This is a genomic window from Mycobacterium sp. B14F4 (genome assembly GCF_039871645.1).
GTDB lineage: Bacteria > Actinomycetota > Actinomycetes > Mycobacteriales > Mycobacteriaceae > Mycobacterium.
In genome coordinates, this window is sequence record NZ_JBDPMF010000006.1 from 100764 (window position 1) to 125931 (window position 25168).

Here is a 25168-nt window from a genome sequence, read left to right on the forward strand (position 1 = left end):
GTTGTCACCGAAGCTCGCCGACCATCGCTGCGTATCGGTCGAGGAACGGCAGCGTGGTCGACGGATCGCCGCTCTCGCGGCGTCCGCCGCCGACCACGACGCGGTGGAAACCGAGGTCGCGGTAGGTCGCCAGCCGCTTCGCCGACGGGTCGCCCCACGCCATGATGGTCAGGTCGAGGGCTGCGGGGTCGCGGCCGGCTTCCTCGGCGGTTCGGCGGAACTCGGCCAGCGCGCCCGCCACGTCGCGCAGTGCCGCATCCCCGGGCAGCCAGCCGTCGGCCCAGGCCGCGCAATCGCGCGTTGCAATGGGCCCGGTGGCGGCGACCAGCACCGGCGGGTGCGGGCGCTGGTGTGGTTTTGGGTAGGACCACACCGGGTCAAAGTCATAGAACTCGCCGTGGTGTTCGGCCTCGTCGTCGGCCCACAGCACACGTAGTGCCGCAACCATGTCGCTGAGCGCCCGATAACGGTCGGGCCAGGCGACGCGACTTGACACCTCCAGCTCGGCGCGCATCCCAACCCCGACCCCGAGCCGCAGTCGGCCGCCGCTGAACTGGTCGAGCGTCGCTACTTCCTTTGCGAAGGTGAATAATTCGCGCTCCAGGGGCAGCGCCACCGCAGTGCCGATGCGAAGCGCAGTGGTGGCCTGAGTCGCCGCCAGCAGCGACAGGAACGGGTCTCGAATTCGCTTCTGCGCGCCGAGCAAGCCGCCGGGGAAGTGATCCTTGGCCGCCAACGGAATCTGCGGATGCTCGCCGACCCATATCGACTCGAACCCTCGTGCTTCGAGTTCCGGGGCAAGCACGTCGGGGGTGATGTCTCGCGTGGTGTTCAACGAGACGAATCCCAAGTGCATCAATACTCCTTCGGGACGAAGCCGGTGCTGTACGATCGTACTGCATGATTGACGGAGTGAGGAAGAGGGATGCACCGACTGCAGGGAGCCCAGCTTTACTACGACCCGTACGACGTCGAAATCGACCTCGAGCCTTATCCGGTGTACACGCGGCTCCGAGACGAGCAGCCTTTGTACTACAACGAGAAGTTCGACTTCTGGGGTCTGAGCCGCTTCGCCGACGTCGAAGCCGCTCTGCGGGACGTCGAAAATCTCAGCTCGGCCAAGGGTGACATCCTCGAGGTGGTGAAGGCCGAACCGGTCATGCCGCTGGGAGTCTTCATCAACGAGGATCCGCCGCTGCACACCGTGCACCGACTGCTGGTGTCGCGGGCCTTCACGCCCAGGAAGATGAAGGCCATCGAACACCAGGTGCGAGCGTTCTGCGCAGCGTGCCTGGACCCGCTGACCGACGGCGACCACTTCGACTTCACGCTCGACCTCGGCGCCGAGATGCCGATGCGGGTCGTCGGCATGCTGGTCGGCATCCCGGACTCACTGCAGCGCTCGGTTCGCAAGGTGGCCGGCCGTCGGCTGCGCAACAAGCCCGGTGAACCTCTCCCGGTCAGCAAGGACAACTACTTCAACGGCAACATGTTTCGAGACTACGTCGCGTGGCGCGAGCACAACCCCTCCGACGATCTGGTCACCGAGCTGTTGAACGTCGAATTCGAGGACGTCTCGGGCACCGTGCGGAAGTTGAGCACCGACGAACTGCTGGTCTTCCTCGGCGTCATAGCCAACGCCGGGACGGAGACGGTGGGACGGTTGTTCGGCTGGCTCGGTAAGTTGCTCGGTGAGGACCCGGATCAGCGACGGGAGCTGGTAGAAGACCCGTCGTTGATCCCCGGTGCGGTCGAGGAGGTGCTGCGCTACGAGCCGCCGGTGCACCACATCGCCCGATACGTCGCCAACGACGTTGTGTATCACGGGCAGACGGTTCCCGCTGGGAGCGCGCTGCTGCTCATGGCCGGGTCGGCGAACCGCGACGAACGGAAGTTCGACGATCCCGAGCGGTTCGACATTCGCCGTAACGCCAACCACCTGTCCTTCGGGCGCGGGACTCATTTCTGCCTGGGCGCGTCGCTGGCCCGCCTGGAGGGACGCGTCGCCGTCGAAGAGATTCTCAAACGCTGGCCCGACTGGACGGTCGACATCGACAACGCGGTGCGCGCACCGACGGCGACGGTGCGGGGCTGGGACAGGATGCCCGTCATCGTCGGATGACACCTGTGCTATACATTTGTACAACACCCATGCGAAAGGACCTCCCGTGACGGACATCGATGAACTCGAACAGCTGCGCCAGCGCCTGCAGTACGTCGAAGACCGGATGGCGATCCTCGACTGCGTCATGAAGCAGGCCCGCGGCCACGACCGGCACGACGCGGAACTGATGGGCAGCGTGTACTTCGAGGACGGCGTCGACGAGCACGGACCGACGGTCAAATCCGGCCCCGACTACGGCGATTGGGCCAACGCGGTGCACAGCGCGGTTTTCGAGGACCACCTGCACAACATCACGACGCACACCTGCGAGATCGACGGAGACGAGGCCCACTGCGAGAGTTACGTGATCGGCGCAATGCGGGCCAAGGGCGGCAAGGTGGTGTCTCTGATGGGCGGGCGCTACCTCGACCGCCTCGAGCGCCGCGACGGAGTGTGGAAGATCGCTCTGCGCCGCTGCACCGTGGAGTGGATGATGAGCGGCGACTCGTCGATTCTGGCGTCGGGCGCGGTCAAGGGCTTCATCAAGGGCAAGTGGGACCGCACCGACGCGTCCTATGTCCGGCCGCTTACGTTGGAGAGCGAACCGGTCGAGCGGTGGTGAATCCGTGAGGCTGCGCGGGCGCGTGGCGCTGGTCACCGGCGGCGCCTCCGGCATCGGCTGGGCGGCCGCGCGACGGTTCGCCGCGGACGGCATGCGAGTCTGCGTCGTCGACATCGACGGCGACGCGGCCGCGGCGGTGGCAGCATCGCTCGATGGACTAGGGCTGGCGTGTGACGTGTCCGACTCCCGGCAGGTGGATTCCGTATTCGCCCGTTGTGCAGAGGAACTCGGGAGCGTCGACCTCGCCCTGCTTAACGCCGGCATCACGATCCGATGGACCGGTGACATCGGCTCACTCGACGTGGGTGAATACCGCCGATCGGTGAGCGTCAATCTCGACGGGGTGGTATTCGGCGCCCGTGCGGCCGTGCAGACGATGCGGTCCCGAGACCCCAGTGGTGGGGGCGCCATCCTGGCGACGGCATCCATCGCTGGGCTGGTGCCCTGGCACCCCGACCCCGTCTACTCGCTGGGCAAGCACGGCGTGGTCGGCTTCATGCGGGCCATCGCGCCCAACCTCGCGCCGGAGGCGATCGCGGTGCACACCATCTGCCCGGGGATCACCGAAACGGCCGCGCTGGGCAACCGGCGTCCGCTGGTCGAGCGCATCGGTGTGCCGGTGATGGAGCCCGACTCGATCGCCGACGCCATCGTCGCCGCGGCCACGTCGCCCATCGAGACCACCGGGTCATGTTGGGTGGTTCAACACGGGAAACCGGCTTGGACAATGGAATTCGCCGACGTACCGGGCCCCGACAGCCTGCTCAACGTGGCCCGCCAACCGCTAGGCCGGGCCTAGCGCATGGTGTGCGCATACTGCTGGTGCGGGTGCACGTCGAAAAGGTCACGGTAGGACGGCGGCTGGCGGTCGCCTTCGTCCTTGATGCCGTACTCGGCGGCCAATTCCGCGCCGATGAGCGTCTGGCCGCTGAGCCGCGTCAGGTCCGGGTCGTTGAAGAGCGCCCAGACGACGTGACCGGTGAGTTCGGGCGTCTCGGCGGTATTAAGGATGTGCCCGAACTTCGTGGGGTTGCTGGCGATGATGTCGCGAACCCGTTGCGTCAGCAGAGAACCCATCCAGATCGACACCGCGGCGATGCCGAACTCTTGGAAATCTCGTGCCATGTCGGCGGCCATCTTGTCGGCACCGGCCTTCGGGACGCCGTAGGCGGGTCCGAACGCGTAGTGCACGGCGCCCGAGGACGACGTGAAGACCACCAGACCACGGCGCTGGGGGAGCATCAGCGGCGCGGCGTAGACGGTGGCGACATAGCTGCTGCGCAACCCCACGTCGAGGGTGTCGATGACGTTGATGGGTTCTTCCCAGAACTTGGTTCGGCCCATCATCTCGTCGCGGATGACAGCGGCGTTGTTGACGAGAATGTCGATGTGGCCCCGCTCTCGACCGATGCGGTCGAACAGTCCCTTCACCTGTTCGTCATCGCTGTGGTCGACGCGCACGGCGATGCCGTTGCCGCCGGCGGCCGTGACCCGCTCGGCGGTCTCGTGAATGGTTCCCGACAGCGCGGCCTCTCCAGCCTTTTCCGTCCGCCCGGTGACATAGACGGTGCAGCCATGGCTACCCAGTGCGTGAGCGATCCCTGCTCCCGCACCCCGGCTGGCGCCGGTGACGACGGCGACAGGCTTGTCATCGAACATTCGTCTACCTCCTGAGCGTTAGTGGCCCGTGCGGCAATGCTATACGACCGTATAGATGCGGACCCAACACGATCGGGCTTTAATTCAGTCGCTTGACTTAAGCGGGTATGACGGGGTTCACTGATCCTGTGACGACAGCCAGTCGGACGGTGCGCACCGAGCGCGCCAGCATCACGCGCGAAGCGATCCTGGCCGCGGCCGAACGACTGTTCGCCGAGCACGGCGTCTATGCCGTCTCGAACCGCCAGGTCAGCGAGGCCGCCGGACAGGGCAACAACGCCGCGGTGGGCTACCACTTCGGCACCAAGGCCGATCTGGTGCGGGCGATCGAGCAGAAGCACCGCGTCTCGACCGAGCGCCTGCTGTCGCGGATGGTGACCGAGATCGGGGACTCGACCGATCTGCGTGACTGGGTCGCCTGCCTGGTGTGCTCACTCACTGAGCACCTCGCCCAGCTCGGCAACCCCACCTGGTACGCGCGCTTCGCCGCGCAGGCGCTGGCCGATCCCGAGTACCACAAGATCGTCGTCAAGGGCGCGCTCGAGTCGCCGTCGGTGCAACGTGTCGTCGACGGCATCACCCGGTGCCTTCCCGATCTGCCACCCGCGGTGGTCACCGAACGCAACATCATGGCCCGCAACCTGATGGTGCACACCTGCGCCGACTTCGAACGCGCCTTCGCCGCGGGCTCGGCGATGCCCAGGATGACCTGGAGCGCGGTGGGCACCAGCCTGATCGACGCGATCGTCGGGATGTGGCGGGCGCCCGTGACGGAGCAACCCTGAGATGAAAGTAACCGTCGACCAAGACAAGTGCGTGTCGTCCGGACAGTGCGTACTCAATGCCGGCGACGTGTTCGATCAACGTGACGACGACGGTGTCGTCGTCCTGCTCGACGACAGCCCGGCGAACGGCCGTGCCGATGACGCCCGGAAGGCGGCGGCAGCCTGTCCCGCGCTCGCCATCCACATCGAGGAATGAGAAAGAGGCACATGTCCGACACTCTGACCACAACTGCTCCCGACGTCGCCGAGGACATCCCCGAATACCCGATGGAGCGCGACGCGCGTTGCCCGTTCGCCCCGCCGCCGCAGATGCTCAAGATGGGCGAGGTCAAACCGCTGTCGCGCGTGCGGATCTGGAACGGCAGCACACCGTGGCTGATCACCGGCCACGCTGTGGCGCGCGAGTTGTTCGCCGACTCCCGGGTCAGCGTCGACGACCGGCGCGAAGGCTTCCCGCACTGGAACGAGCACATGTTGTCCACCGTGAACAAGCGGCCGCGGTCGGTGTTCACCTCGGATGCCGAGGAGCACACCCGGTTCCGCCGGATGTTGTCGAAGCCGTTCACGTTCAAGAGAGTCGAGGGGCTGCGTCCGGCCATCCAGGAAGTCACCGACGAGTGCATCGATGCGATCCTGGCCGGGCCACAACCCGCCGATATCGTTTCGAAGCTGGCACTGCCGGTGCCCACCCGGGTGATCAGCGAAATGCTCGGCGTCCCTTACGAGGACCACGAGTTCTTCCAGCACCACGCCAACGTCGGGCTCGCGCGCTACGCCACCGCAGAGGACGGGCAGAAGGGCGCGATGGGGCTGGCCGGCTACCTGATCGACCTCGTCAAGAAGAAGATGGAGATTCCCCCCGGGGAAGGCCCAGAGGACGCGGTGTCCGATCTCGCCGAGCGGGTGAACGCCGGAGAGATCAGCGTCAAGGAGGCCGCGCAGTTGGGCACCGGCCTGCTGATCGCGGGCCACGAGACCACCGCCAACATGATCGGAATTGGTGTCTGCGCGCTGCTCGAGAACCCCGAACAGGCTGCGGCACTGCGTGACTCCGACGATCCGAAGTTTATCGCCAACGCGGTCGAAGAGCTGATGCGCTATCTGTCCATCATCCAGAACGGTCAGCGCCGCGTCGCGATCGAGGACATCGAAATCGCCGGCGAGACCATCCGCGCGGGCGAGGGCATCATCATCGACCTCGCGCCAGCGAACTGGGACGCGACCGTATATCCCGAACCGGACAAGCTGGACCTGGCCCGCGACGCCAGCCAGGAGCTGGGCTTCGGCTACGGGCGCCACCAGTGCGTCGGCCAGCAGCTGGCCCGCGCCGAGCTGCAGATCGTGTTCCACACCCTGCTCAGGCGCATCCCCACGCTGCGTCTCGCCGTGCCGATCGAGGACGTGCCGTTCAAGCACGATCGCCTGGCCTACGGCGTCTACGAACTTCCGGTGGCCTGGTAGCCGCCAGGTCGCCCGTCCGACAGCCCGATTGGAGTACCAACGATGTCCACCCCAACTTCAACGTCTCCCGCCCACCCCCCGACCGTCCTGTATCCGCCCGAAGGCTTCGGCGCGCCCAAATACCGGCATGGTCACGCCACGGAGGAAGGCTTGACCGGACTTCCTAAAGGCACCGAGATCTTCTCCGCCGACAACCACATCTCGGTCGCCGAGGATATCTTCTTCGAGCGCTTCCCTGAGGACCTCAAGGGTGCCGCGCCGCGGATCTGGTACGAGGACGGCGCCTACATGGTCGGCATGAAGGGCAAGGCCTGGACAGGTGGCGACTTCGGCCGGGTGTTGATGCAGTACGACGACATGGCGGGTGCGTCGTCGAACGACATCGAGGCGCGCATCCGGGAACTCAAGGAGGACGGCATCGACAGAGAACTGGCGTTCCCGAACGCGGTGCTGGCGCTGTTCCACTACCCGGACAAGGCGTTGCGCGAGCGAGTGTTCCGCATCTACAACGAGTTCATGGCCGACCTCCAGGAGCGCAGTCACGGCCACTTCTACGGTGTCGGGCTGATCAACTGGTGGGACCCCAAAGGCACTCGCAGTACCCTTGAGGAACTGAAGTCGCTCGGACTCAAGACATTCCTGCTGCCGCTGAATCCGGGCAAGGACGACGACGGCAACATCTACGACTACGGCAGCACCGACATGGATGCGGTCTGGGACGAGATCGAGGAGGCCGGCCTGCCGGTCAGCCACCACATCGGCGAGACGCCGCCCAAGACGCCGTGCCAGAACAACAGCGTCGTGGTCGGCATGATGGTCAACGTCGACTCGTTCCGCGAGCAGTTCGCCAAGTACGTCTTCTCCGGCATCCTGGACCGGCACCCGAAACTCAAGGTCGGCTGGTTCGAAGGCGGGATCGCCTGGGTGCCAACGGCTCTGCAGGACGCCGAGCACATGCTCGCCTCCTACCGCCACATGCTCAACCATCAGCTCGAGCATCCGGTGCGCCACTACTGGGACCACCACATGAGTGCCTCGTTCATGGTCGACCCGCTCGGTCTCGAGCTGATCGACAAGATCGGCGTCGACAACGTGATGTGGTCCTCGGACTACCCGCACAACGAGTCCACGTTCGGGTACTCGGAGAAGTCGTTGAAGACCGTCGTCGACGCGGTCGGGCAGGAGGCCGCCACGAAGATCGTCAGCACCAACGTAAAGAAGTTCCTGGGGATCTCGTGACCGTGACTGCTCCGTCGTCGCCCCGGTCGACGCTCGACATTCCCGACCTGCCCGACCGGGCCCGGATGTACCGCGAATGCGGTGCCCGACTGCGCGACTCGATGAAGGAGAAGGGCGTCGACGCCCTGGTCCTGATCGGCAACGGCAACGTGGTCTATGCCACCGGCGTCAGCTGGCCGCTGCTCGACGCGGGCCTCTCGCACGTCGAGCGGCCGGTGGCGATCGTGCTCGCCGACGATCCGCACCCGCACCTGTACATGCCCCAGCGTGAGGGGTCGGCGGCCGAATACGAGGTTCCGGCCGATCACGTGCACGGCCCGCTCTACCTCGAATTCGACGAAGGTGTTGCGGGATTGGCAGACGTGCTCGCCGAGCTACTGCCGGCAGGCGGAGCCGTCGGGGTCGACGAGTTGACCGGCGCGATGCGCCGCGCCTCGGGCAAGCTCTTCCCCGCGGGCACGCCCTCGGACGCTGCCCAGGTGGTCGGGCCGGCCAAGCTGGTCAAGACCGTCGACCAGATCTCGTGCCTGCGGAAAGCCTGCCGCATCACCGAGGAAGCGATGGTCGACGTGCAGCAGGCACTCGCTCCCGGGGTGCGGCAGGTCGACCTGTCCGCGGCGTTCGTCCGGCGTGCCTTCGAGCTCGGCGCGACGACCAACATGCTCGAGGCGATCTGGCAGGTGATGCCGACGACGAGGACCAGCGGTGCGGTCTGGACCACCACCGGCGATCTCGCGCTGCCGCTGCTGACCACCGAACGCCGACTCGAACGCGGCGACGTGCTGTGGACGGACATGAGCATCACCTACAAGGGCTACTGCTCCGACTTCGGCCGCACCTGGGTGGTCGGTGGCGAGGTGTCCGAGCGCCAGCAGGCGCAGTTCGACAAGTGGAAGGAGATCCTGTCCGCGGTGCTGGCCGTCACCAAGGCGGGTGCGACGTCGGGCGACCTCGCCCGCGCTGCCATCGCGGCCAACGGGGGCAACAAACCCTGGCTGCCGCACTTCTACCTCGGCCATGGCATCGGCACCAACGCCGCCGAGATGCCGATGATCGGAACAGATCTCGGCGAGGAGTTCGACGACAACTTTGAGTTCCCGGCCGGCATGCTGCTGGTGCTCGAACCGGTGGTGTGGGAGGACGGCACCGGCGGTTATCGAAGCGAGGAGATCATCGTCGTCACCGACGACGGGTACCAGTCGATCACCGATTACCCCTACACCCCATACGGACGGAACTGATGGCACTCCAAATCCTTCCCGACGCAGCCGATCTGCGCAGGGGCCGCCGCGAGCGCGCGCTGGCTCAAATGGAGGCAGGTGACATCGACATCCTGGTGCTCGGCCGGCAGGCGAACGTGCGGTACGTGACCGGCGCCCCCCAGCTGTGGGTCGCGGGCACCCGCCCGTTCGGGCCGATCTGCGAGGTCATCCGGTCGACCGGGGAGATCTACCTGAACAGCACCTGGGACGAAGGCATCCCCGACGAGATCCCCCACGATCACCTCTACGGGCTGGCGTGGAACCCGATGACGCTCGTCGACGTGCTCAAGGCGCTACCCGGGGCCGCCACAGTCAAACGTGTCGGAACCGACTCGCTCACCCCGACATTCGCGCAGCTGCTGCCGATGGCCTTCCCGAACGCTGAGATCGTCGACGCCGAACCTGCCCTGCGGGCCGCGCGGCGGATCAAGACGGCCGACGAGATCGCGGTGCTGCGCGGTGCGCTCGGCGTCGCCGAGGCCGCACTCGACACGGCACGCGCCGAGTTGACGGCCGGCATCACCGAGCAGGCACTGACGGGTGCGCTCATGCAGGCGATGGCCGCAGGCGGCGTCACCACACCGGCCACTCAGGACGGTGCTTGGGTGACCCCGAAAGACCACCCCTGGCGACGGGACCGCACCGACGGGCGCATCGACAACGGTGACCTGGTCGCGTTCTCAGCGGGAGTGCTGGCCGACGGTTACCTCGGCGAGGTCGGCCGCACCTGGCCCGTCGGCGACGTCGAGGGCGCCGCGGTGCCCGAACTCTACGACCGGTGGAACCGGCTGTGGGACAAGCTGATCGCCGCCTGCAGGCCCGGATCCGCGGCCGCCGGTCTGCTGGCGGCCTACGACGCGGCGGGTGAGCCCCTGCCTGCGATGCCCGTCGCGCACGGGCTGGGGCTGGGTTACGACCCGCCGGTCGTGACCCCGGCGCTGCGGGTCACCGACACCGAAGAGATCCTCGAGCCCGGCATGGTGCTCGCGGTCAGCGGCTACGTCTGGCAGGAGGGCGTCGGAGCGGTTTTCGGCCGCGAGGCCGTGCACATCACCGCCGACGGTGCCGAGGTACTGACCTCGAGTCCGTCCTGGAGTGGTGCGGGCGTCGGAATCGGCTGAGGATGACCAGTTCCGGGAGCCGGCCCGCGCCCGAGGAGATCGTCCTCTACGAGAAGGACCCGGCGACCAAGATCGCGACGATCACGTTCAACCGGCCCGAGTACCTCAACGCGCCGACGTCCGCCGCGCGCCTGCGCTACGCCGACCTGCTGCGCGGCGCCACCGTGGACGACGACGTCAAGGTCGTGGTGATCCGCGGTGTCGGGGAGAACCTCGGCAGCGGCGCGGACCTGCCCGACTTCATGGCGGGCACGGAGCAGGATCGGCTCGCCGAACTGCGCGTCGACGATCCGAACGTCACATACCCACCCAAGGGCTCGTTCCGGCACGGCGCCACCATGGGCCAGTGGTACGCCAACGTCGCGGCGGGCAACCGGGCGTTGCAGGAGTTGAAGAAGATCAGCATCGTCGAGGCCAAGGGCTACTGCTACGGCTGGCACTTCTACCAGTGCGCCGACGCCGATCTCGTGATCTCCTCGGACGACGCGCTTTTCGGCCACCCGTCGTTCCGCTACTACGGCTGGGGGCCGCGGATGTGGACCTGGGTGCTCACCATGGGGCTGCGGCCGTTCCAGGAGATGGTGTTCACCGGGCGCCCGTTCACCGCCGATGAGATGAAGGCGTGCAACTTCGTCAACAAGGTGGTGCCGCGCGACCAGCTCGAGGCCGAGGTCGCCAAGTATGCGCAGGCCTGTGCGCGGAACCGGCCCGTCGACAGCGTCTTTCAGCAGAAGATGTTCTTCGAGGTCGTCAAGCAGTTCCAGGGTGAGTACCTGGGCAGCCTGCTGTCGGCGATGTTCGAGTCGCTGGGCGGCACCGTGCGGCCCGACGAGGGCGATTTCATGCTCGGCGACGCGATCGACGCCGGCCTCGCCGACGCCGTCAACGACAACGACGACAAATTCCCACCCGAATTCCGACTGAGCAAGTCGAACCGAAAGCTTCCCGAATAGCACCATGGCCGATCCGCCCCTCAGTGGCTACACCGTCATCGACCTGTCCAGCGGTATCGCCGGCGCCTACTGCACGAAGCTGCTGGCCGACGGCGGTGCCCGTATCGTCAAAATCGAGTCACCACAGGGGGATTCGCTGAGGCGATGGTCAGCCTCGGGCGCTGACATCTCACCCGGCGAGGACGGGGCGTTGTTCAGCTTCCTGGCCGGCTCGAAGCACAGCGTGACCGTCGATCCGGACAGTGTCGAGGACCGGGAACTGTTGCGGGCGTTGCTGAGCACCGCGAACGCGGTGGTGTGGTCGCGCGGGTCCGCGGTCGCCGAGTCCAGTGAGTTCTCACCCGCCGTGCTGGCCGATGACTACCCAGATCTGACCGTCACCGCCATCACTCCGTTCGGCCTCGACGGACCATGGGCCGCCAAGCCCGCCACCGAGTTCACCGTGCAGGCCTGGTCCGGTGGTGTGATCGGGTTGGGCCGGGGCGCGCAGGACCGCGCCCCGCTGCACGTCGCAGGCCAGGTCGGCGAATGGCTCGCCGGGGCGTACGCGGCGGCAGGCACCATGGCGGTGTCACCGGGTCTGGTCGACGTGTCGATGCTGGAAGTCGAGATCCTCTGCCTGACATACTATTCGGTGTCTTTTCACGACGCGCTCGGCAGGCCCTTCCGCGACCGGCGGCGGCTGACCATCCCCGGAGTCGCGACGGCGGCCGACGGGCTGGTGGCCCTGGGCTGCGGCACCGCGCAACAGTGGTTCGACCTGTGCGCCATGACCGGACACGACGAGTGGATCGACGAGGCGTCCGACCTGTCGATCACCGAACAGGCCAACATCCACGCCGAGGATATCTACGCCTGGGTGCGCGAGAACACCGTCGAGGACATCCTCGATCTGTCGAGTGCGTTCCGCATCCCCAACGCCCCGGTCGGAAACGGCGCCACCGTCACGTCGTTCGAGCAGTTCGTCGAACGCGGCACGTTCATGACCAACCCGCGCGACGGCTTCACCCAGCCGGGCCCGCCGTACCGCATGAGCCCGTCGCTCACGCGTGCGCCCGAACCGGTGCCCCGCCTCGGCGAGCACACCGAGTTGTACCGTTCGCGAATTCGGGTCGAGGGGCTGCGGGTGCTCGACATGACCAGCTTCTGGGCCGGGCCGTCCTGCACGCACGCATTGGCCCTGCTGGGCGCGGAGGTCATCCACGTCGAGTCGACCGCGCGGCCCGACGGCACCCGGCTGATCGCGGGCGTGCCGATCACCGAAGACCAGTGGTGGGAGCGGTCGCCGATCTTCTCGGGGCTCAACACCAACAAGAAGAGCGTCACGATCGACATCCGCTCGGAGCGCGGCGTCGAGCTGCTGCGCAAGTTGGTCGCGACGTGTGACGTCATCGTCGAGAACTACACGCCCCGGGTGCTCGACCAGATCGGCCTGGACTTCGACGCCGTGCAGCAGTTGCGCCCCGACGCGATCATGATGCGCATGCCGGGGTTCGGCCTCGACGGCCCGTGGCGCGACAAGCCGGCGTTCGCGTACGTCATCGAGGACGCCTCCGGAATCACCTGGCTCACCGGCCATCCCGACCAGTATCCGGTGGAGCCGTACTCGGTCGGCGACCCGAACGCCGGTATTCACGGTCTCACTGCGCTGATGCTCGCGCTCGCGCACCGGCAGCGCACCGGCGAGGGGGTGCGCGTCGAGGCGGCGATGGTCGACGCCGCGCTCAACGTCGCCGCCGAACAGGTCATCGAGTACTCCGCATACGGCAACCTGTTGCAGCGCGACGGCAACCACGGTCCGGCCGCGGCTCCGCAGAACCTCTATCGCACCGGCGAACCCGACGAGTTCGGCCGCCCCGACGACTGGGTGGCGATCGCGGTCGCGACCGACGGACAGTGGGCGGGCCTTGTCGATGCGCTCGGCCACCCGGACTGGGTGACCGACGAGATGGGGATCGCCGACGGGCGACGGCGTCACCACGCGCTCATCGACGAGCACCTGAGCCGCTGGTGTGCCGCCCGCACCGGCGACGAGATCGTCGAAACGCTCTGGGCAGCGGGTGTTCCGGTGGCCAAGGTGATGCAACCGCACCGCGTCGCCGACCTGCCGCAGCTGGTGCACCGCGGCTTCTACGAACCCGTCGAGCATCCGGTGAACCCGACCGCCCGGCACAGCACGCTACCCATGCGCACCGCCACCGGACCGCAGCGCTACCACCGGACCCACGCACCGCTGCTGGGTCAGCACAACCGGGAGGTGCTCACCGCGCTGGGGCTGTCCGCCAAGGAGATCGCCGACCTCGAGCACCAGGGGATCATCGGAAACACACCGGCGGGGCTCACCATCCGCACCACCAAAACTGGTTGACTCGACCGATGGCCATCGATCCGTCCGACATCCTGCTCACCGATCGCGTGGCGGTCGTCACCGGCGGGGGAGCGGGCATCGGCAAGGGCGTCGCCGCGGGTCTGGCGGCGTTCGGCGCGTCGGTGGCGATCTGGGAGCGTGATGCCGAGACGTGTCGGTCGACGGCCGAAGGCATTGGCCGAATTGCCGGCTCGGCCGGCGGTGGCGCGCTGGGGCTGACGCTCGACGTCTGCGACAGCGCCCAGGTCGACGCGGCACTGGAGCGCACCGTCGCCGAACTCGGTGAGGTGTCGATCCTGGTCAACAACGCCGGCGGCGTGTTCAATTCGCCGCTGCTCGAAACCACCGAGAACGGCTGGGACGCGTTGTACAAGGCCAACCTGCGCCACGTTCTTCTGTGCACGCAGCGCATCGCGCGCAGACTGGTCGCCGCCAAGCAGCCCGGCAGCGTCATCAACGTGACGTCGATCGAAGGTGTCCGCGCGGCACCCGGCTACGCGGCGTACGCCGCCGCCAAGGCGGGCGTCGTCAACTACACGCAGACCGCGGCTTTCGAATTGGCCCCGCACGACATCCGCGTCAACGCGATCGCGCCCGACCTCACGCTCACCGAAGGGCTGATGAAGCTCTCCGGCGGCACGCTCCGGCCCGACGTGGCCCCGGGCATCCCCATGGGCCGCCCCGGCCACGTCGACGAAATCGCCTCGACCGCAGTGTTTCTCGCCTCCAAGATGTCGAGTTACATCACGGGTCAGACGATTCACGTCGACGGGGGAACTCAGGCTGCCGGCGGCTGGTACCACCACCCGCAGACCGGCAGGCCGACGCTCGGCCCGCCGGCTCAGTGATTCCAGCCCTCGGCGGACTGCTCCTCGAAGGTCCGGTCGATGCGTTCGAACCGGCGCCGGATCGAATCCCGCGACGCCCGGTGCGGGAGCACGTAGAGCCGGTTGGCCAGGATCGCCTCGGCGGTCAGGCGGGCCACCTCGTCGACGTCGAGCACCGAGTCGTCGGTCGGGTTCGATGCCAGCTGCTGCACCGTCTCGGCGGCCGACGGGGTGGCCGGGCCGTAGTCCTCGTTGCGGACGCGCTCGGTGTTGGCCAGCAGGTCGGTGTCGACGATCATCGGGCACAGCACGGTCACGCCGATGCCGGTGCCGCGCACCTCGCGTGACAGCGTCTCGGCGAGCGCGACGACGCCGTACTTGGCCACGCAGTACGGCCCCAGCCCGACGTTGGGGATCAGCCCGGCGAACGACGACGTGAACGCGATGTGGCTGTCGGCCTCCTGCGCGATCAGGCGCGGCAGGAACGCCTCGACGCCGTGGATGGGTCCCCACAGATCGACGTCGATGACGAAGCGCCAGTCGTCGTGGCTGGTGTCGGCGATCGGCCCGGCGTATGCGATGCCCGCGTTGTTGAACACCAGGTGCACCTCGCCGAACACGCCGAAGGCCTCGTCGGCCAGCCTCTGCACGTCGTCGAGTTTGCGCACATCGCACACCACCCCGTGCGCGTCGACACCGTCGGCACGCAGGTCGGCGACGGCACGGTCGAGCGCCGAGGAGTCGATGTCGCTGAGCATGACGCGGGCGCCTCGTCCGGCGAATTCCTTTGCAGTGGCGAACCCTATGCCGCTCGCGCCGCCGGTGATTACGGCTGCGCGCCCAGCGAAATTCTTGAAACTTTCCACCCGGCGAACACTATGCGGTCAGGACAACTCGCGGGGTTGATCCCACGCCGGGTCCCCCAGCCGGGCGCGGATCGCACCCCACGGGTCGGCATACTGGCCGGGCGCCTTCCAATACGCGCCGCGGCGTTTGAGGATCTCCCGTGCGACAGGCGCCAGCGGCCGCAACAGGTAGCGCTTCACGCCGAAGTTGGCCCGCAGTTCGGCGATCATGTCCGACCAGGAATGGTGCTGAAACTGCAATGCCTGCTGCGCCCGGGTGGTGTCCATCCAGTCGGTGACGAACCAGTCGCCGTCGCTGTCGGGGTTGCCGGGTCGGCCCTTGGGTATCGCTCCCGGAATGCCCAGCGCCGCCGACATCGCCGCCCCGATGTCACCTTGCCGGTGCCGGTGCGAGTCGTCGCCGGCAATCAACAGGATCTCGCGGGCCACGTCGGCCGTGGTCGCCGCCGCACATGCCCACGCGACATCGCGTACGTCGACACTGTGCAACCGGCCGTCTGCCGGCAGCGTGCTTTCGAAGTACAGCGCGTCGGCGGTCAGCGGAAATGCCGACACGTCGGTGCCGAGCACGCCTCCGAACCGCAACACCACCCATTGCAGGCTGGACGACCGCACAATCGCCTCGGCCTCGGCCTTGGTTCCGCTGTACAGATCGCAGGGCCGCATCGGATCCTCGGCCCGCAGCGGCGGCGTCGTGCGGTACGGGTTGCGTGGCCCGAAGACCGCGTTGCTCGAGGCCTGAACGAAGCGTGGCGGCGTCGGCTGCTGTTCGGCGATTCGCACCAGCGTGGCGGTGGCGTCGACGTTGACGCGCCGCGCGAGTTTCGGGTTCTTGTAGATTCCCGGGGGGATCACCGCCGCGAGGTGAATGATCGCTTCGGGGACCTCCTCGTCGATCAGTCGCTGCACGCGGTCATCGTCGGTGAGGTCAGCCCAACGCACGGAGACACCCCGTGGCAGTGTCGCCGCCGCCTTACGGTTGGCGGGCGTGTCGAGATCGGCCACCACGACGCTTCGGCCCAGTTCGGCCAGTCGGCGCACGGTCTGCTTGCCGACCAGGCCGAAGCCGCCGGTGACCAGGACGGTTCCCGCCATTAACACTCCTAGCTGCGGATATGGCATTCTCTTTTTTGAGAGTAGCAAAACCGGTGGATGGATGGGGGGCCGCGGGTATGACAGGTAGTGGCATGAGCAGCAATGAGGCGGGCAATCCCGAGGTCGCCAAGTGGGACCCCGGATTCACGCGGGGCATCGCCAACACGGTGGGTCCGCTCATCAAGCGGTACTTCCGCGCCGAGGTGCGCGACCTCGAAGCCATGCCCGCCGTCGGCGGCGCGCTACTTGTGTCGAACCATTCCGGCGGCATGCTGACCCCGGATGTGCTCGTATTCGCGCCGGCGTTCTACGAGAAGTTCGGCTTCGACCGGCCGGTCTACACGCTCGGGCACGACATGATCTTCGTCGGGCCCGTGGGAACCTTGTTGCGTCGCGTGGGTGTGATCGGGGCCAACCGGGAGAACGCCGCGCAGGCGTTGCGCGACGGTGCCGTAGTGCTGGTGTTCCCCGGCGGCGACTACGACTCGTATCGGCCGACGCTCACCGAGAACGTCATTGATTTCGGCGGCCGCACGGGATATATCAGAACCGCCATCGAAACCGGCGTGCCGATCGTGCCCATGGTGTCGATCGGTGGTCAGGAGACGCAGCTTTTTCTGGCTCGCGGCGACTCGATCGCCCGTCGCCTCGGCCTCAAGCGGCTGCGGGCCGAAATCCTGCCGATCAGTGTCGGTTTCCCGTTCGGACTGTCGATCTTCTTTCCGCCGAACCTCCCGCTGCCGGCCAAGATCGTCACGCGGGTGTTGCCACCGATCGATGTGGTCGAGCAGTTCGGGGAGAACCCGGACGTGAAGGAGGTCGACGCGCACGTGCGCTCAGTCATGCAGGCCGCGCTCGACGAGCTGGCCGCCGAACGCCGATTCCCGGTGCTGGGCTGACCGATGGCCGACGTTCTCGGACTCGTGCAGACGCTGTGGCGGGCCGGCCTGATTGCGCCGCTGCGTCCGGACAAGTACCTGCGGATGGGCGCGGCGATGCGCCGCGTGGGAATGACCGCGACCGTCGGCTTCGCTGCGGCCGCGCAGCGGTGCCCCGACCGTCCCGGCCTGGTCGACGAACGCGGCACGCTGACGTGGAAGCAGATCGACGACCGCTGTGACGCCGTCGCCACCGGCCTGCAGCAGCTGCCCGGTGGTACGCCGAAAACCGTTGCGGTGATGTGCCGCAACCACCGTGGGTTCATCGAGGCGCTGGTGGCGGCGAACCGGGTGGGCGCCGACGTGCTGCTGCTCAACACCTCGTTCGCGGGTCCGGCACTGGCCGAAGTGGTCGACCGGGAAGGTGCTGACGTCGTCATCTACGACGACGAGTTCACCGCGATCGTCGCACGGGCGATGGCCGAGAAACCCAATGCCACCCGGATCCTGGCTTGGACCGACGGACCCGTCGACGGGCTCACGCTCGACCGGCTCATCGACGCCAACCTCGGCAAGCGGCCCGCACCCGCCGAACGCAAGAGCGACATCATCCTGCTCACCTCCGGCACCACCGGAACCCCGAAGGGCGCGAAGCGTGGCGAGGGTAGCGGTGGCGCAGGCGATTTGAAGGCGGTGCTCGACCGCACGCCGTGGCGTGCCGAGGAGGCGACCGTCATCGTCGCGCCGATGTTCCACGCGTGGGGCTTTTCCCAACTGTTGTTCGCAGCGCTGCTGGCCTGCACCATCGTCACCCGCCGCAAGTTCGACCCCGAAGCGACGCTGGACCTGATCGACCGGTACCAGGCGACCGGCCTGGCCGTCGTGCCGGTGATGTTCGACCGGATCATGGACCTTCCCGATGAGGTGCGAAACCGCTACAGCGGCAGATCTCTTCGGTTCGCCACGGCGTCCGGTTCGCGGATGCGCCCCGACGTGGTGATCAATTTCATGGACCAGTTCGGCGACGTCATCTACAACAACTACAACGCGACCGAAGCCGGGATGATCGCCACCGCAACGCCGGAGGACCTCCGGGCGGCTCCCGACACCGCAGGCAAAGCGGCCGACGGCACCGAGATCCGCATCCTCGATGCCGACTTCAAAGAGGTCCCTCGTGGTGAGACCGGGCAGATCTTCGTCCGCAGCGGAACGCTGTTCGACGGGTACACCTCGGGCAAGACCAGGGACTTCCACGAGGGCTTCATGGCGTCGGGCGACATGGGCTACCTCGACGACGCGGGCCGGCTGTTCGTGGTCGGCCGCGACGACGAGATGATCGTCTCCGGCGGAGAGAACGTCTATCCGATCGAGGTCGAGAACACGTTGGTCGCGCACTCGGATGTCGAGGAGGCCACTGTCTTGGGTGTGGACGACGAGCAGTACGGCCAGCGCCTGGTCGCCTTCGTGGTCCTCACCAAGGGGGGCACGGCCACGCCCGACGACCTCAAACAGCACGTCCGCGACAACCTGGCCAATTACAAGGTGCCGCGGCAGATCACCATCCTCGACGAGTTGCCGCGGGGCAGCACCGGCAAGGTGCTGCGGAAGGACCTGCTCGATCGGGTCGACTAATTGGCGGCGCTGGCCGGAGCCATTGCCGTGTCGACCGTGGAGAGCGCGGGAAGGCCTGCGGCGCTGCGTATCTCGGTCAATCCGTGGATCATCGCGTCGGTGGCCTCGTGCACGTCGTCGAATGTCTGGTCATCCGAGAGAATCGAGATGTCGACCTGGTCGACGTAGCTCCAGACCGTCATGTTGAAGGAGCTGCCCGCCGACAGCACGCCGACCGAGTAGATCTCGCTGACGGGTGCGCCGCCGATGTGCCCACGTCGGCGTGGTCCCGGCACGCTCGACACTGCGACGTTCATCAGCGGGTTGTGTGCGGCGCGCTGACTCTGCCACCGGAGCAGTGCCGGTGTCAGCGGAGGCGGTAGATACTCCATCAGCTGGCCCTGCAGCTTCGGGCCGAGCAGTTCGTAGTCTTCTTTCGCGCGTTTCGTCGATACCGAGGTCAACCGGACTCGCTCGAGCGGATCGTCGATGTGGACGGGCAGCGACACCGACAGGCCGCCGATCTCGTTGCCGGTGACCCTGTCGGGTGACAGGTCCGTGCTCACCGGCACCGACGCCATCAGCGGGCGATCCGCGCGTCCGTCGTAGCGCAGCAGCAGTTCCCGCAAGCCGCCCGTCGCCGTGGCCAGCACGATGTCGTTGAACGTCACCCCGAGGGCCTTGGCGGTCTCCTTGACTTCGGCCAGCGACAGCGACGCCGTGGCGAACGTCCGGCCCGGTGACACCACGTGGTTGAGAAACGTCGGAGGGGTGTGGAACATCTTGGCCAGGTCCGGAATATCGCTGCGCTCCTTGGCGTGGCGGCGCAACCGGGTGAAGCCCCGCACCGCATCCCGTGCCAGGGCAGGCAGCGCCGCGATGTGTGCGGCATGGTCGCGCATCGCGAATTTGAGGAGCTCGGACCGAGTGGGCGGATCGCACGTCGTGTAGTCGTCTCGCTCGTTCTGGGTGCCGTCGGCCAGATCCATCAGCCGTGCCAGCAGATTCGCCGAGGCGACGCCGTCGGCCAGCGTGTGGTGGACCTTGCCGACCAGCGCGAAGCGGTCGTCTGCCATCCCCTCGGCGAAGTGGAACTCCCAGAGCGGACGACTGCGGTCCAGCGGCGTGCTGGCGATCTCGCCGATGACCTCGTCGAGTTGCCTGCGGCCGCCGGGGCTCGGCACCTGCACGCGGCGCAGGTGATAGTCCAGGTCGACCGGGCAGTCCTCCAGCCACATCGGGTGGTGCAGCTTGAACGGGATGTCGACGAGCCGGTAGCGCAGCGGATCCAGCAGATGCAGTCGGCGCGCAACCGTGCGGCGGAACACGTCGAAAGAGAAGTCCTCGCCGTGCTGCGCGCGGTAGTCGGCGGCGTGGATGATCGCGACCTTCAACGTGTGCGTGTGCAGGTTCGGCGTCTCGCTGTAGAGCAGCATGGCGTCCATGCCGTTGAGTCGCCTCACCACCCACCCCCTGCAGACCAGTCGTGCCGAGGGCTCTATCGAACCACCGGCACCGTCAAGATCGGAGGCTTTCGGCTAAGCGGCGAACAGCTCACCCTCGCTAGGGACCGGGCCGATTCGGCCGCGGGGGGCGGACGCACGCACCGTCTCGGCCGTTCGGGAGGCGACCGACTACACCGAAGCCACCGCGTTCGGTGTCACCTGTCGGACTGCATACCGCACCTTGCGCATGGTCGCACCGGTGCAACCGGGGTGACTGGGTGGCAGAACGGGACCACCGCGCAGCGTCTTGGAGCCGGCAATGAAGTCGGTCCGGACGCCCGGTGCACCGTCTTGCCTACGTCCGAGCGCAATCTCCCGTGATCGCTACCTGAACGCCGGTATCACTTTGTCCGCGAATAACTGTGCGTAGTCGATGAAGCGCTCAGCCGGCAGCCCGGGCGGACGCATCATCATGAAATGTTCAAGACGCATCCGTGTCCGCATCGCATTGAAATGGGCGACAGCCTGCTCGGGCGTCAGGATCTGCATGATGCCGCTTTGCTTGAACGTCTTGAGATCCATCGGTGCCAGCGCGGGGTTCTCCATGCCGAGCGCATTGTCCTCTCCCATCCACGCGCCGTAGCTGGTGAAGACATGGTGGTAGTAGGGCCCCAGTTCCTCCATGGCTTTCTCCGGATCTTCGGCGACGGTCAGAAACAAACCCGGGACGCGGATGGCCGCGCTGCCTGGGTCCTTCCCGCGTTGCCGGAGCTTTTCGACGTACAGGTCGTAAACCTCCGCGTTGCCGAGGTAGCCATCGGCATGGTCGGCAACTCGTTCCAACGCCCGTTCTGTGAAGCCACCGATATAGATCGGGATCCGTCCACGGAAAGATGACGGCACGATCCGAGCATTCCGTATGTTGTAGTGCCGCCCGGAGAAGTTCACCGTCTCACCGGCCCAGAGCGCGCGGACGATGCGGAGGAACTCGTCCAAGCGACTGCCGCGCTGGGCGAAACTCGCGCCCTGCATGTCGTATTCCCGGCGTCGGTAGCCGATTGCGACCGCGGTTTCAAGGCGGCCACTCGAGAGGATGTCGAGAACGGCACACTCCTCCGCGAATCGAACCGGGTGATAGAGCGGTGCAATCGCAACGGCGGCGCCGATGCGAATAGTCGAGGTGCGCGCCGCCATCGCCGCCAGCGCAATGTTCGGCGTCGGCAGGTAGCCGTCCTCGGCCCCGTGATGCTCCGGGACCCAGGCGCCGTGGAACCCCGCGGCTTCGCTCCAGGTGACGAGGTCGAGCGTCTCGCGGTAGACGTCGTTCCACGGGCGGCGCCAAGGTCCAGGATTGCGGAAGTCGTAGAGATAGCCGAACGTCAGACCGCGGCCGCCAGGACCGTCCGCGCCCACCGCCGTCAACCGACTTTCCCTCCCAGGGTTCGGGCCAGTTCGGCCGCGGTGGTGATGGATTGCAGGACCATCGACCCGAACGCCTCTTTCACTTGCTGATCGCCGTCGGTACTCACGTTTGCCGCGTAGGTGCGCTCGAGGACGATGCCGATCTTGAAATTCGCGAGCACCATGTAGTAGTCGATGTTGTCGGTCGGCAGGCCGCTGATCTTCTCGTAGTGGTCGAGCAATTCGCTGCGCCGCGGCATTCCCTCGATCGGGAGGTAGAAGTCGCTGCGCGGTTCCTCGCCGTCGTAGCCGAGCAGTGCCCACCCGAGATCCAGCAGCGGATCGCCGATGGTGGCCATCTCCCAGTCGACCAACGCCGCGAGCCGGGCGGGTGCGCCGTGCGCATACATCACGTTGGCGAACTGGTAGTCGCCGTGCATGATGCCCGGGGTGAAATGCTCGGGCCCGTTGGCGCGCAACCAGTCGGCCGCCACGTCCAACCCAGGCAACTCGCGGACCTGGAACGTACGCAGGAACGCCAGCCAACGGTCGGCCTGTCGCTGATGAAAGCCGTCCGGCTTGCCGAATCCCTCCAGCCCCTGCGCACGCCAATCGACGCGCGCCAGTTTCGCCGCGCCCTCGATCAACTCGAAGGCCAACCCGCGGCGGGCCTCGAAATCAGTGTCGAACGGCGGTTGCCAACCACCGTCCATGGGGCTCCACCCGTCGATCTCGGCCATCACATAGAACGGCTTGCCGAGCAGTTCGCCGCGCTCGTCGGCGGCGATCAGTTCGGCATGCGGGACGTCCGTCCCTTTCAATGCCCGCACGAGCCGGATCTCCCGGAGTAGCTCGTTGAGTCGCTTGTCGTCCGCGCGCGGGCCCGGCATCCGCATCACCATGCGGCTCTCGCCGCGGGTCACCAGATATAGGGCGTTCTGGGATCCACCGGTCAGCTGGGTGAACTCCGGACGTTCACCCTCACCGGGGGCGCCGTCCTTGTCGAGCCATCGACCGAACGAATCGGCATCGATGCCCACGTCCACCGTCGTCGCCTCGGACATCACGCCTCGACCTTCTCACCGCGGGGACGCCAGAACGACATGCGCGAACTCGGTAGGTCAAGGCAGTCCGCCATGTTGATCTGGCCTTCGGCGACACCGGCCACGATCTTCTCCATGATCGCGTCGACATCGCCCTCCATCTCGTAGATGCACAGGTAGCGGTGCTCGGGCACGACACCCCCAGGGACGTGGTAGATCTGGGCGTCGTGCAGGTCGTACCGCGCGGCCGAAAGCATCCCCGGCATCGCGAGCAGTTCGGGTATATGCACGTGGTCGTACCACTCGTTGAACTCGGAGTCGGTCTTCCCCTCAGCCGGGTTCGAATAGACAACCTGAATGAATCTCTCGGCCATGGTATTCCTGCCTTACGTTGTTGTTTGTCGGGCCATATCCAGCAGCCACTGGTCGTAGTCGGCTGCTTTGGCGGTCAGACAGTCCTGACCAAGCGGTGAATCCAGGATCAGAAAGTGCTCGGCGTCGATCGCGCCGACGAGTCGGTCGGCCACCTCGTCCGGGGTGGCCGCGGTCTGCACGATCGGATGGTCGGGCGGGACGCCGTCAGCCATCAGCATCGGTGTGAGCATCGGTCCCGGGCAGAAGCAGGAGACCTTGATCCCGCTGGATCGGTAAGTGGCCGCGAGCCATTCCGAAAAGCTCAGTGCCGCATGCTTGGTGACCGAGTAGGCGGGTTTGTCGGGATGCAGTGCCAGCGCGACGACGGATGCGGTCGAGAGCAGGTAACCGTCGCCGCGCTCGAGCATTGCCGGCAGTACCGTGCGCGCCGCGTACACATGCGACATGACGTGCAGCTGCCAGTTGAGCTGCCAAAGCCCGTCGTCGGACAGATCACCACCGCGTGGCGGGCCGGCGTAGCCTGCGTTACTGAACCATATGTCGATCGGGCCGTACGTGTGACGAGCCAACTCGGCGACGGCGTGTACGTTGGCCTCCACGGTGATGTCAACGGACAGTCCGACCGTGTCGAGCTCCTTCGAAACGCTCTCGACGCCGCCGGGGTTCACGTCGGTGACAACGACTTTCGCGCCCTCGTCGGTGAAACGGCGCGCACAGGCCGCGCCGATGCCGCCGCCGGATCCAGTGATCACGACAACCTTGCCTTGCAGCTTCATCAGAACGCTGGGCCCATCGACGCCGTTTCCGGGCGCAGATGACGGACCGAACGGATGGTGACGTCCCAGTCGGCCGCCTCGCGCCGCAGCGCCCCAACGGTCGCCTCCTCACGCGGGATGTGCGCGAACGGGTCGTAGTGGAAATGCCGCATCGCGTTGAGGTGGGTGATCTTGTCGACCTCCTCGTCGCTAACCCCGCCGAGCGACTTCATCAGCACCTCGGGTGCGTGCGGCCAGGTGCTGTCCGAGTGGGGATAGTCGCATTCCCATGTGATGTTGTCGATGTTCATTCGATGGCGGTTCTCAATGCCCACCGCGTCATCGATGAAGCAGAGAATCACGCGCTCGGAGAATATCTCCGATGGCAGGCGACCCCCCAGATCCATGCCGGTCCAGTGCTTGGTGTGGCCGAAAATGTAGTCGACGCGCTCGAGGAAGTACGGCAGCCAGCCGATGCCGCCCTCCGAAAGAGCCACCCGCAGCGTCGGGAACTTTCGGAAGATTGGACTCCACAGCAGGTCAGCGGCGGCCGAGAACAAGCTGACCGGCGACAGGGTGTACACCAATTCGATGGGTGCGTCGGGAGAAGTGATAGGCGGCTTGGAGTTGGAGCCAAGATGCAGGCAGACGACGACGTCCTCGTCCGCGCAGGCCTGCCAGAACGGATCCCAATGCTCCGAGTACAAGCTCGGCAAGCCGAGGTCGTAGGGGCTGGAGGAGAAGGTCACCGCGTGACAGCCCTTGGCGGCGACTCGGCGCACCTCCGCCGCACTGGCTTCGGGGTCCCAGATCATCGGCATGGCAAGCGGAATGATCCGGCCTGGATATGTGCCTGCCCATTCGTCGGTGTGCCAGTCATTGTATGCGCGCACCATGGCCGCGGCCTGATCCTTGTCTTGGGTGTCCATGAACAGCTGGCCGCAGAATCGCGGGAACGAGGGGAAGCACAGTGAGCCGAGAACGCCATTGGCGTTCATGTCCTTGACCCGATCACCTATGTCGTAACATCCGGAGCGGATTTCCTCGATGCACGTCGGTTCGAGACCGAATTCCGTCGGGGGACGGCCAGCGACCGCGTTGAGCGCGGTGTTCAGGATTTCCTGACCTTCGTATCGCCACGCCATTGTGCCGTCGTCGCGGCGTACGAAGCGCGGTGCCTGGTCTGCGTACTTCTGTGGCACGCGCCCTTCGAACAGATGCGGCGGTTCGATGACGTGGTCATCGACGCTCACCAGTATCAAGTCCTCGGTATTCATCGTTCTCTCTTTCCTATCGTT

24 protein-coding genes are annotated in these 25168 nt (G+C 66.5%); 14 read left to right on the forward strand and 10 right to left on the reverse strand.

The genetic code is table 11. The annotated features are described in order from the left end of the window. Positions 1-4 precede the first annotated feature (4 nt). Entirely contained in the window at positions 5-856 is an 852-nt protein-coding gene (locus ABGB19_RS17945) for a TIGR03619 family F420-dependent LLM class oxidoreductase (protein ID WP_347687329.1), read from the reverse strand. A gap of 69 nt (positions 857-925) precedes the next feature. Here ABGB19_RS17945 and ABGB19_RS17950 point away from each other — a divergent pair, with 69 nt between their 5' ends. Genes ABGB19_RS17950 through ABGB19_RS17960 form a run of 3 tightly spaced genes read left to right on the forward strand, consistent with a single transcriptional unit; the run spans position 926 to position 3525 of the window. Beyond that, positions 926-2122, forward strand: coding sequence for a cytochrome P450 (locus tag ABGB19_RS17950; protein ID WP_347687330.1), 1197 nt, complete (start codon positions 926-928; stop codon positions 2120-2122). A gap of 46 nt (positions 2123-2168) precedes the next feature. After that, positions 2169-2726 carry a nuclear transport factor 2 family protein gene (locus ABGB19_RS17955; protein WP_347687331.1) on the forward strand — a complete coding sequence of 186 codons (558 nt, stop codon included), beginning with the start codon at positions 2169-2171 and terminating at the stop codon, positions 2724-2726. Positions 2727-2730: 4 nt separating this feature from the next. Then, on the forward strand, positions 2731-3525 hold the full coding sequence (locus tag ABGB19_RS17960; RefSeq protein ID WP_347687332.1) for an SDR family NAD(P)-dependent oxidoreductase: 795 nt from the start codon (positions 2731-2733) through the stop codon (positions 3523-3525). Here ABGB19_RS17960 and ABGB19_RS17965 read toward each other — a convergent pair. Then, positions 3522-4385 carry an SDR family NAD(P)-dependent oxidoreductase gene (locus tag ABGB19_RS17965; RefSeq protein WP_347687333.1) on the reverse strand — a complete coding sequence of 288 codons (864 nt, stop codon included), beginning with the start codon at positions 4383-4385 and terminating at the stop codon, positions 3522-3524. The genes ABGB19_RS17960 and ABGB19_RS17965 overlap by 4 nt on opposite strands. Before the next feature lie 107 nt (positions 4386-4492). On the opposite strand from ABGB19_RS17965, the gene ABGB19_RS17970 reads away from it, so the two are divergent. Genes ABGB19_RS17970 through ABGB19_RS18010 form a run of 9 tightly spaced genes read left to right on the forward strand, consistent with a single transcriptional unit; the run spans position 4493 to position 14422 of the window. Then, positions 4493-5170, forward strand: coding sequence for a TetR/AcrR family transcriptional regulator (locus ABGB19_RS17970; RefSeq protein ID WP_347687334.1), 678 nt, complete (start codon positions 4493-4495; stop codon positions 5168-5170). Between the two features lies 1 nt (position 5171). Then, a complete protein-coding gene (locus ABGB19_RS17975; protein WP_347687335.1) occupies positions 5172-5366 on the forward strand; it encodes a ferredoxin in 195 nt (64 codons plus the stop codon). 11 nt (positions 5367-5377) lie between these two features. Continuing rightward, a complete protein-coding gene (locus tag ABGB19_RS17980; protein ID WP_347687336.1) occupies positions 5378-6631 on the forward strand; it encodes a cytochrome P450 in 1254 nt (417 codons plus the stop codon). Between the two features lie 42 nt (positions 6632-6673). After that, positions 6674-7870 carry an amidohydrolase family protein gene (locus ABGB19_RS17985; RefSeq protein ID WP_347687337.1) on the forward strand — a complete coding sequence of 399 codons (1197 nt, stop codon included), beginning with the start codon at positions 6674-6676 and terminating at the stop codon, positions 7868-7870. 2 nt (positions 7871-7872) lie between these two features. Beyond that, positions 7873-9111 carry a Xaa-Pro peptidase family protein gene (locus ABGB19_RS17990; RefSeq protein WP_347687531.1) on the forward strand — a complete coding sequence of 413 codons (1239 nt, stop codon included), beginning with the start codon at positions 7873-7875 and terminating at the stop codon, positions 9109-9111. Then, entirely contained in the window at positions 9111-10253 is a 1143-nt protein-coding gene (locus ABGB19_RS17995; RefSeq protein WP_347687338.1) for a M24 family metallopeptidase, read from the forward strand. The genes ABGB19_RS17990 and ABGB19_RS17995 overlap by 1 nt, the downstream gene beginning before the upstream one ends. Before the next feature lie 2 nt (positions 10254-10255). After that, positions 10256-11206 (forward strand): enoyl-CoA hydratase/isomerase family protein, encoded by a 951-nt coding sequence (locus tag ABGB19_RS18000; protein WP_347687339.1) that lies wholly within the window; start codon positions 10256-10258, stop codon positions 11204-11206. A gap of 4 nt (positions 11207-11210) precedes the next feature. After that, on the forward strand, positions 11211-13574 hold the full coding sequence (locus ABGB19_RS18005) for a CoA transferase (protein ID WP_347687340.1): 2364 nt from the start codon (positions 11211-11213) through the stop codon (positions 13572-13574). 8 nt (positions 13575-13582) lie between these two features. Next, positions 13583-14422 carry an SDR family oxidoreductase gene (locus ABGB19_RS18010; protein WP_347687341.1) on the forward strand — a complete coding sequence of 280 codons (840 nt, stop codon included), beginning with the start codon at positions 13583-13585 and terminating at the stop codon, positions 14420-14422. Here the strand turns inward: ABGB19_RS18010 and ABGB19_RS18015 are convergent. After that, positions 14416-15267: an SDR family NAD(P)-dependent oxidoreductase gene (locus ABGB19_RS18015; protein WP_347687342.1), complete on the reverse strand. Its 852-nt coding sequence runs from the start codon at positions 15265-15267 to the stop codon at positions 14416-14418. The genes ABGB19_RS18010 and ABGB19_RS18015 overlap by 7 nt on opposite strands. A gap of 18 nt (positions 15268-15285) precedes the next feature. Then, positions 15286-16362 (reverse strand): NAD(P)-dependent oxidoreductase, encoded by a 1077-nt coding sequence (locus ABGB19_RS18020; RefSeq protein ID WP_347687343.1) that lies wholly within the window; start codon positions 16360-16362, stop codon positions 15286-15288. Between the two features lie 77 nt (positions 16363-16439). On the opposite strand from ABGB19_RS18020, the gene ABGB19_RS18025 reads away from it, so the two are divergent. Both ABGB19_RS18025 and fadD12 read left to right on the forward strand, forming a co-directional pair. Next, entirely contained in the window at positions 16440-17261 is an 822-nt protein-coding gene (locus ABGB19_RS18025; RefSeq protein ID WP_347687344.1) for a lysophospholipid acyltransferase family protein, read from the forward strand. Positions 17262-17264: 3 nt separating this feature from the next. Continuing rightward, positions 17265-18872 carry an acyl-CoA ligase FadD12 gene (gene fadD12 / locus ABGB19_RS18030; RefSeq protein ID WP_347687345.1) on the forward strand — a complete coding sequence of 536 codons (1608 nt, stop codon included), beginning with the start codon at positions 17265-17267 and terminating at the stop codon, positions 18870-18872. Here fadD12 and ABGB19_RS18035 read toward each other — a convergent pair. From ABGB19_RS18035 to ABGB19_RS18060, 6 genes are all read right to left on the reverse strand, one after another. Further along, positions 18869-20314: a wax ester/triacylglycerol synthase family O-acyltransferase gene (locus ABGB19_RS18035; RefSeq protein WP_347687346.1), complete on the reverse strand. Its 1446-nt coding sequence runs from the start codon at positions 20312-20314 to the stop codon at positions 18869-18871. The two genes, fadD12 and ABGB19_RS18035, sit on opposite strands and share 4 nt — an antisense overlap. Positions 20315-20680: 366 nt before the next feature. Further along, the gene (locus tag ABGB19_RS18040; RefSeq protein ID WP_347687532.1) at positions 20681-21709 is read right to left on the reverse strand and encodes an LLM class flavin-dependent oxidoreductase; all 1029 of its coding nucleotides are present in this window, start codon (positions 21707-21709) and stop codon (positions 20681-20683) included. A 5-nt stretch (positions 21710-21714) separates the two neighbouring features. Beyond that, positions 21715-22761, reverse strand: a complete 1047-nt coding sequence (locus ABGB19_RS18045; protein ID WP_347687347.1) for a phosphotransferase family protein — start codon at positions 22759-22761, stop codon at positions 21715-21717. Next, positions 22761-23114 carry a hypothetical protein gene (locus tag ABGB19_RS18050; protein ID WP_347687348.1) on the reverse strand — a complete coding sequence of 118 codons (354 nt, stop codon included), beginning with the start codon at positions 23112-23114 and terminating at the stop codon, positions 22761-22763. Before ABGB19_RS18050 ends, ABGB19_RS18045 begins: the two co-directional genes overlap by 1 nt. Before the next feature lie 12 nt (positions 23115-23126). After that, complete coding sequence (locus ABGB19_RS18055) at positions 23127-23867, reverse strand: SDR family oxidoreductase (RefSeq protein WP_347687349.1); 741 nt, start codon at positions 23865-23867, stop codon at positions 23127-23129. Between the two features lie 23 nt (positions 23868-23890). Beyond that, positions 23891-25147, reverse strand: coding sequence for an amidohydrolase family protein (locus ABGB19_RS18060; protein ID WP_347687350.1), 1257 nt, complete (start codon positions 25145-25147; stop codon positions 23891-23893). Positions 25148-25168: the final 21 nt, after the last annotated feature.

Bases quoted from the DNA above. Each gene is read 5' to 3' on its own strand.
- ABGB19_RS17945 (WP_347687329.1), bottom strand. From the start codon at position 856: ATGCACTTGGGATTCGTCTCGTTGAACACCACGCGAGACATCACCCCC.
- ABGB19_RS17950 (WP_347687330.1), top strand. From the start codon at position 926: ATGCACCGACTGCAGGGAGCCCAGCTTTACTACGACCCGTACGACGTC.
- ABGB19_RS17965 (WP_347687333.1), bottom strand. From the start codon at position 4,385: ATGTTCGATGACAAGCCTGTCGCCGTCGTCACCGGCGCCAGCCGGGGT.
- ABGB19_RS17970 (WP_347687334.1), top strand. From the start codon at position 4,493: ATGACGGGGTTCACTGATCCTGTGACGACAGCCAGTCGGACGGTGCGC.
- ABGB19_RS17975 (WP_347687335.1), top strand. From the start codon at position 5,172: ATGAAAGTAACCGTCGACCAAGACAAGTGCGTGTCGTCCGGACAGTGC.
- ABGB19_RS17980 (WP_347687336.1), top strand. From the start codon at position 5,378: ATGTCCGACACTCTGACCACAACTGCTCCCGACGTCGCCGAGGACATC.
- ABGB19_RS17985 (WP_347687337.1), top strand. From the start codon at position 6,674: ATGTCCACCCCAACTTCAACGTCTCCCGCCCACCCCCCGACCGTCCTG.
- ABGB19_RS17995 (WP_347687338.1), top strand. From the start codon at position 9,111: ATGGCACTCCAAATCCTTCCCGACGCAGCCGATCTGCGCAGGGGCCGC.
- ABGB19_RS18000 (WP_347687339.1), top strand. From the start codon at position 10,256: ATGACCAGTTCCGGGAGCCGGCCCGCGCCCGAGGAGATCGTCCTCTAC.
- ABGB19_RS18005 (WP_347687340.1), top strand. From the start codon at position 11,211: ATGGCCGATCCGCCCCTCAGTGGCTACACCGTCATCGACCTGTCCAGC.
- ABGB19_RS18010 (WP_347687341.1), top strand. From the start codon at position 13,583: ATGGCCATCGATCCGTCCGACATCCTGCTCACCGATCGCGTGGCGGTC.
- ABGB19_RS18020 (WP_347687343.1), bottom strand. From the start codon at position 16,362: ATGGCGGGAACCGTCCTGGTCACCGGCGGCTTCGGCCTGGTCGGCAAG.
- ABGB19_RS18025 (WP_347687344.1), top strand. From the start codon at position 16,440: ATGACAGGTAGTGGCATGAGCAGCAATGAGGCGGGCAATCCCGAGGTC.
- fadD12 (WP_347687345.1), top strand. From the start codon at position 17,265: ATGGCCGACGTTCTCGGACTCGTGCAGACGCTGTGGCGGGCCGGCCTG.
- ABGB19_RS18045 (WP_347687347.1), bottom strand. From the start codon at position 22,761: ATGTCCGAGGCGACGACGGTGGACGTGGGCATCGATGCCGATTCGTTC.
- ABGB19_RS18050 (WP_347687348.1), bottom strand. From the start codon at position 23,114: ATGGCCGAGAGATTCATTCAGGTTGTCTATTCGAACCCGGCTGAGGGG.
- ABGB19_RS18060 (WP_347687350.1), bottom strand. From the start codon at position 25,147: ATGAATACCGAGGACTTGATACTGGTGAGCGTCGATGACCACGTCATC.